The sequence below is a fragment of the Inhella gelatinilytica genome (assembly GCF_016093295.1).
In the GTDB taxonomy this organism is placed as follows: domain Bacteria; phylum Pseudomonadota; class Gammaproteobacteria; order Burkholderiales; family Burkholderiaceae_C; genus Inhella; species Inhella gelatinilytica.
In genome coordinates, this window is sequence record NZ_JAEDAL010000016.1 from 1 (window position 1) to 8,508 (window position 8,508).

The 8,508-nt window shown below is 64.7% G+C and carries 1 protein-coding gene; it reads left to right on the plus strand.

Features of this window, described 5'->3' with window-relative positions; translation table 11 throughout:
- A partial coding sequence (locus I7X43_RS16205; protein ID WP_198101997.1) for a tandem-95 repeat protein occupies positions 1 to 8,508 on the plus strand: 8,508 nt, incomplete at both ends.

Below are 8,508 nucleotides of genomic sequence, written 5' to 3' on the forward strand. Positions count from 1 at the left end.
AGCCTTGCGCGACCAATCCAAGGTTGCGGTGGGTGTTGGTAGTACCGCTGCGCAGAATGTGTCGTTTTATTTGAACGATGCGTTCAAGACGCTGAGCAATGCTGACTGGGCGGAGCTGATCGTCACCAACCTGCACATGACGGGTGATGCCAAGCTGCAAGCCAAGGCATTCTTGATTGGGGCGCTGGCTGGGGATCCGAACCTGAAGCGTGGTGACTTGCTGATCATTGCGGTGAGCTATTTGCCCACGCTGGTTGACGACGCTGTGTTTGGCTCGTCGGCCCAGTACTTTAATAATTCTGTGGCCCTGTCCTACTCGTTCTCGATGGATCCGGCCAATGTTGGCGTGACCAGTCTGGCCGCGCTGAAGCTGGCGGACGAGCCCAACACGGCCCCGGTGGCGGTGGCGGACAGCGCCTCGGCGACCGAGGGCGGTGCGGTGATTGGCGGTACGGTTGCCGCGAACGACACCGACAAGGAAGGCGACGCTCTGAGCTTCTCGCTGGTGGCGGGTCAAGACCCGGTTCCGGGCCTGGTGTTCAACGCCAACGGCACTTTCACGTTCGACCCGACCGACGCCGCTTACAACAGCCTTGCTGCGGGTGCGACGCGTGCAATCACCGTCAACTACAAGGTTAGCGACGGCATGATGAGCAGCAATGGCGTGCTCACCATCACCGTGACCGGTACCAACGACGTCCCGACCGCTGCGGCTGTTGTGGCCTCGGGCCTGGAAGACGGTGGCGCGATCGCTGTGACCCCGGTTGCCTCCGATGTGGACGGCGACACCCTGAGCTACACCGTTGCGGTGCAGCCCCTGCACGGCAGCGTGAGCTTCAATGCCACGACCGGCAAGTTTGAATACACCCCCGCCGCCAACTGGAATGGCGTGGACACCTTCACCTACAAGGTGTCGGATGGCAAGGGTGGCGAAGCCCTGGCTGTGGCCACCGTGTCGGTGGGTGCGGTCAATGACGCCCCGACCGCCAACGCTGCCAGCGCTTCGGTGCTGGAAGACGGCTCGGTCGGTGGCACCGTGACCGGTGCTGACATCGACGGCAACGCCCTGACCTACGCAGTGGCCACCGGCCCGGCCAACGGCACGGTCGTGTTCAACGCCGACGGCAGCTACGTTTACACCCCGAACGCCAACTTCAACGGCACGGACAGCTTCACCTTCACCGCGACCGACGGCCTGGCTGTCTCGGCTGCCACGACCGTCAGCATCACCGTTGGTGCGTTGAATGACGCCCCGGTGGCCGGTGCTGTCAGCGCCTCGGGTGCTGAAGACGGTGGCGCCATCGCCGTGACCCCGATCGCCAGCGACATCGACGGCGACACCCTGAGCTACTCGGTCGTGACCGGTGCAGCCAACGGCAGCGTGAGCTTCAACAGCACCACGGGCAAGTTTGACTACACCCCGAATGCCAACTTCTACGGCACCGACACCTTCGTGTACATGGTGGCGGATGGCAACGGCGGCACCTCGATGGCCACGGCCACCGTGACCGTGACCTCGGTCAACGACGCCCCGACCGCCAACACCCCGGCCGCTGTGAGCGTGGCGGAAGACGCCTCGGTGGGCGGCACCGTGACCGGCGCCGACATCGACGGCGACGCCCTGACCTACGCCGTGGCCACCGCCCCGGCCAACGGCACCGTGGTGTTCAACGCCAACGGCACCTACGTTTACACCCCGGCTGCCAACTTCAACGGCACCGACAGCTTCACCTTCACCGTGAACGACGGCTTGGCCGTGTCGGCTCCGAAGACCGTCAGCATCACCGTCTCGGCCGTCAACGACGCCCCGGTTGCGGGCGCTGTGACCGCCGTGGGCGCTGAAGACGCTGCCGTGATCGCCGTGACCCCCGTGGCCACCGACATCGACGGCGACACCCTGAGCTACTCGGTCCTGACCGGCGCTGCTCACGGCACCGTGGTGTGGAACGCCACGACCGGCAAGTTTGACTACACGCCGGCTGCCAACTGGAACGGCACCGACACCTTCACGTACCAAGTCAGCGATGGCAACGGCGGCACCTCGACCGCTACCGCCACCGTGACCGTGACGGCTGTGAACGACGCTCCCGTGGCGACCGCCGCTGCCGTGACGACCGACGAAGAGCTGGCTGTGAACGGCCAACTGGTCGCTTCGGACATCGACAACGCCACGCTGGCCTACGCCAAGGCCACCAACCCGGCCAATGGCTCGGTGGTGATCAATGCCAGCACCGGCACCTTTGTTTACACCCCGAACGCCAACTTCAACGGCACGGACAGCTTCACCTACACCGTCACCGACGCGGGTGGTCTGACCAGCACCGCCACCGTGACCATCACGGTGAACCCGGTTGACGAAGTGCTGACCGCGGGTCTGGACAACATCACGCTGACCAGCGCCGACGAGCGCATCCGTGGCTTCAACAACAACCTGAACGCTGGCGACAACGTCAATGGCGGTACGGGCAACGACATCCTGTCGCTGAACATCGACAGCGCCGTGGGCAGCCGCGCCTTCGCCAGCTTCACGCTGACCGGCGTCGAGACCTTTGAAGTCACCAACGACAGCATCTCCGGTGCACTGACGCCGGTCACCGCGGCCACCTCGTTCGACCTGTCGCAGACCACGGGTATCACCACTCTGCGCAGCGTGAACAGCACGGCCAACGTGTTCTTCAACTACGCCACGATCGGTTCGAACCTGGAAGTTCGCAACCTGACCGACGGCACCAGCGTGGGCCTGGACTTCCGCAACGACGACGTGATCGGCACGTCGGATGTTGCCAATGTCCTGGTCACCGACTCGGACGACGATGGCATTGACGCTGAAACCATCACCATCGGTGGTGTGAACGGCGCCGATACGACCTCGGGCATTGAAACCGTCAACCTGACCGCGCGCGCCGAGTCGAGCAGCGACAGCGTGAGCAACGTCCGGATCAACGACTTCAACACCCCGGGCACCACCACGCTGAACATCAATGCCAGCAACGCGCTGACCATTGGCGACACCAACAGCAGCCTGGCCGCGTTCGAGAACGCGCTGAGCGGCTCGGTGAATCGCGTGGACGCGACGGCCTCGACCGCTGCTGTGGCGCTGTCGACCGAAGACAACGACACGGGCGCGACCGTGCTGGGTGGCGCGGGTGGCGACACCTTCGTGACCGGCGACGGTGCGGACACCGTGGAAGGCAATGGCGGCAACGACTGGATCCGCGCGGGTCTGGGCAACAACTCCGTTCTGGGCGGCGCGGGTGCTGACACCATCGTGGCGCTGGGCGGCAACGACACCATCCGTGGTGGCGAAGGCGACGACAACATCAGCGCTGGCGACGGTGCCAACGTCGTGGACGGCAACGAAGGCGCCGACACGATCACCGTGGGTTCGGGCAACGACGTGGTGAGCGGTGGTTCGGAGAACGACACCATCGACATCACCGCCGGTGGCGCTGACTCGGTGGATGCCGGTACGGGCAACGACACCGTTAACGCCGGCACCTCGCTGAGCAGCTCGTTCACCGAAACCTCCGCGACTGCTGGTGGCGACACCCTGGTGGGCGGCGACGGCACGGACACGCTGAACCTGAGCGCGAACAACGCCGACGGCAACATCCTGGACCGTGTGACGGGCTTCGAGAACATCGTGATCGCCGACGGTACCAAGGCCCTCGTGATCACCGTGACCGACACCTCGCCGTTTGACAGCGACAGCGGCACGGCCACCACCATCGACGCGTCGGCGATGAACGATGCCTTCACCTTTGAAGGCAACGACCTCTCGCCCACCAACGGCGTGGGTGACGAGCCGATCGGCAGCACCAGCGATGACGTGCTCTCGCGCGCCATCACCATTCTGGGCGGTTCGGCCAACGACTCCATCGTGACCGGTCTGGGCGCGGATTCGATCCGTGGCAACGGCGGCAACGACACCATCAAGTCGGGTGCTGGCAACGACACCATCGACGGCGCCAATGGCACGGACAACATCGCCATGGAAGCTGGCGACGATCTGCTGATCGTCCAAAGCGGTGAGCTGGACGGTGCTGACGCCCAAATCGCGGGTGGCTCGGGCACGGACACCATCAACCTGGTCAACCCGACCAAGGTGGCCCCGGGCACGGCCGTGACCATCACGGCGGCGCTGGGCGACGAAGTCTCCGGCATCCAGACGCTGAAGGTCGTTGACAACGAGAACACCTACAACAACAACACGGTGGCCATCACCGTGGCAGGTGCCGCTGGCAACTACAACAACCTGGAAAACGGTGGCGACACCCGTTCGGTCCTGGCCATTGACGGCGGCGACCTGGATGCGGGCGAAGTCCTGACGGTGAACACCGCAGCGCTGGACGTTGACGGTGACGGCATCGACGAGGACTTCAACATCACCGGCGGTGCGGGTGCTGACCATTTCTGGATGGGCAACAACCTGGACAGCGGCGACACGGTGGCTGGCGGTGCTGGCGACGACACCCTGCACGCCACGGGCAATGGTGCCGGCGACGGCCGCTTTGCCAACGTGACCAGCGTTCAGACCTACGACTACGCCTCGGCCCACAGCGCCACGCTGGGCGCCAACGCGCAGAACGCGGGCATCGTCTCGGTGACCGGTTCGTCGGGCGATGACACCCTGTCGGCTGCTGCCTACACCGTTGGCCTGACGGTCAACATGGGCACGGGTGAAGACAACGTCACCACCGGCTCGGGCAACGACACCATTGATGGCCAAGCGGGTCACGACACCATCAGCTCGGGCGCCGGCAACGACACCGTTTTGCTGAACGGTGCCAGCTACAACGAGAACATCAACCTCGGTTCGGGCGACGACAACCTGATCGTGACGGGCACCACCGCCTTTGGCACCACGGATGTGGTGGCTGGCGGCTCGGGCACCGACACCGTGACCCTGTCGGATGCGGCGGGCAACGTCACGGCCAACGTGAACCTGACCAACGTCACCGATGTTGAGCGTTACGTCACCCAGCACACGGTGGATACGCCGACCGACATCGGTCGCAACTTCACCGTCAACTTCAGCGGCGGCAACGTCAGCACGCTGAACACGGTGACCGTGGACGCCAGCAGCCTGACCACCGGCATCGACACCCTGACGGTGGACCTGTCGGCTCTGGCCGACAAGGACTACCAGTTCAACATCACCGGCGGTGCGGGCAACGACACCGTGGTGGGCAGCGCCCCCAACCTGCCGGAGAACCTGGTGTTCAACGCCGGCGCGGGCAATGACCGCCTGGAAATCGACGGCACTGACCTGGGCACCACGGTGACCACGGACGGTGGCGACGGCCGCGACACCCTGGCCATCAACAATGGTTCGGTGACCGACGACTCGTTCGTGGGCGTGACCAACTATGAGATCCTGACCGCCACGGCGGGCCTGGGTCTGGTGCAGGCTCAGCTGGGCGCGCAAGCCAAGGCCACCGGCATTGACTCCATCATCGGTGGCAGCGGCAACGACAACGTCCTGCTGGACGCGGCCTTCGTGCCGGCCAGCGGCGGCTTGGCGGTTGACCTCAGCGCGGGTGGCAACGACACCATCAACGGTGGCGCCTCTGCGACGGCGATCAACTTCCAGTCGACGGCCTCGACCATCACCGCAGCCGACGTGCTGACCGGTGGCACCACCGCCAACGACAGCTTCAGCCTGGCCGCGGACAACGGCACGGCCGACCTGTCCAACGTTACGGGCGTTGAGACCTTCAACGTGGTGGAGAACGGTGACGCCAACATTGGCCTGACCATCACCAACAACACCTTCACCGGTGTGGCCTCTGGCACCATCACGGTGAACGCCAGCGCGTTGAACGACACCACCACCGGTGCGGGTCTGGAAGACCTGCCCGAAGGCGGCATGACCCTGAACGCCGGCGGCGTGACGGGCTCGCGTCACTTCAACGTGACCGGCGGTACGGGTTCGGACAACATCACCACGGGTGCTGGTAACGACACCATCAACCTGGGGCTGGGCAACGACACCGTCAACTCGGGCGCTGGCGACGACGTCATCACCAACGATGACGGCAACAAGCTGGTCACCGCAGGTTCGGGCAACGACACCGTCACCCTGGGCAATGGCAACAGCACCGTTGACGCCGGCACCGGCACCGACAGCGTGACCGTTGGCAATGGCAACAACAGCATCGTGGCAGGCACGGGCAACGACACCGTCGTGGCCGGCACCGGCAACAACACGATCTGGGGTGGCGATGGCGACGACCAGATCAGCGTGAGCGGCATCGCCACGCAAGCTGGCAGCACCATCACTGGTGGCGCGGGTTCGGATCAGATCAGCCTGGGTGCAGGCGCTGACCGTCTGCGCGTGGAGAACGTCTCTGACTCCGTGGGTCTGACCCGCGACGTCGTGACCGGCTTCACCTCGGGCAACGATCGCATCGTGATCGAAACCCAAGCCGTGTCGGCTGCTGTGAAGGCCACCTTCGCGGGTGCGCCGGTGATGGCTGCGGATGCTTACAATACCGCCAACCAAATCGGTGTGAACTTCGCGGGCAACGCCAACGACTTCTCGGACGCCCAAGGCGCCATCAGCCTGACCGCCAACGACGGCAAGGCCGACTACGTCTTCCAGAAGGACATCAACAAGCTGTGGATCGACGTCAACGACGACGGCGTGTTGAACGGTCTGGACGTGCAGATCACGCTGAGCGGCGTGACCAGCCTGCAGTCTGGCGACATCGTTCTGCGCGACACCATCGCGCCGGTGTTCCCGGCCGAAGTGGGCTCGGTGGCTGAAGTGCGTCTGAGCGCTGCGACCACGGACACCAACTTGGTGGGCAACCTGGACGCTATCGACACCGATGGCGGTGCCGTGACCTACACCGCCGTGACCGGTGGTGCGCTGGCCGCTGGCATCTGGACCAAGGTTGGTACCTACGGCACGTTGACGCTGAACAGCGCCACGGGTGCCTTCACCTACACCAAGAACACTGCTGCGATCGAAGCGCTGGATGACGGTGAGTCGGGCTCCGACACCTTCACCATCACGGCGACCGACGACGTTGGCCTGACCGCCACCAACACCTACACGGTGTCGGTGACGGGCGCGGACGACCAGCCCACGATCGCCGCTGTGACCAGCGGCACGATGGTGGACCAGGCGCTGAACACGGCTGCTCTGGCTTCGACCAGTGGTCTGAGCGGTACCCTGGTGGGCGCTGACGTTGATATTGAAACGCTGACCTACGGCATCACCGGCGGCTCGGCGCAAGCCTTCCCGAACGGTCACATGATCGAGAAGGTTGGCAGCTACGGCACGCTGGTGGTGAACTCGCTGACCGGCGCGTACACCTACACCCCGAACCAGGCGGCTGTGGAAGCTGTTGCTGATGGCGAAACCCCCAGCGACGTGTTCACGGTGACCGTGTCGGATGGCGATGATGGCGTGGTCACCACGACCTACACCGTCAACGTCACTGGCGCGAACGACCTGCCGTTCCTGGTGACGGCCACGGACGTCACGGGTGCCATCACCGAAGACCTGAACATCCAGCCGATCACCTTCAAGCTGATCGAAGCCGGCTCGTTCACCTTCGACGATACCGATCTGAGCGACACCCACACGGTGTCGGTCACGGCTGCGGGTGGCAACCGTTATGCCGGCGTCCTGACGCCGACCATCACGACCGCCGCCACGGGCGCTGGCAACGGCACGGTGCAGTGGAACTACTCGGTCGATTCGCTGGCGGTGCAAGAGCTGACCGAAGGCGAGTACGTGGATGAGGTTTACACCATCACGGTGACGGACATCAACGGCGCCACCTTCACCCAGAACGTGACCATCCGCATCACGGGCACCAACGACATCCCGACCATCGTCGTGGGTTCGACCGATGCAGCCGGTGCGGTGACCGAAGACGCTTCGAACCCGAACCTGACCGACACGGGCACCATCACCTTCGCCGATCTGGACTCCTACCTGACGGCGGACGTGCACACGGCTGCCATCACGACGGACCAGAGCCTCATGCTGGGCACCCTGTCGCTGGGCGCTGTGAACCAGGGCGCGGACACCGTGGCCTGGACCTTCACGGTGGCGAACAGCGCGGTGCAGTACCTGGCGGTTGGCCAGACCGTGACGCAGAACTACACCGTTCGCATCACGGACGAAGAAGGCGCGTTTGTGGACCAGGCCGTGCAAGTGGTCATCACGGGTGTCAATGACGCTCCGGTGATCTCGGTGGAAACGGGTGACGTGGCTGCAGTGGGTGTGACCGAGACCAACGCGGGTCTGACCGCCAGCGACACGCTGACGGTGGTGGACGTGGACACCACGGACACGGTGACCAACGCCGTCACGGCGGTTGCCGTGGGTGGCACCTACGCGGGTGGCAGCACGCCGGTCAACGCCACGCTGCTGGCGATGATGGGTGTGAACGCCGGTCCGATCGCGGCCAACACGGGCGACGTCAACAACATCACCTGGAGCTTCAACTCCGGTGCTGAGGCGTTCAACTTCCTGGCCGTGGGCGAGAC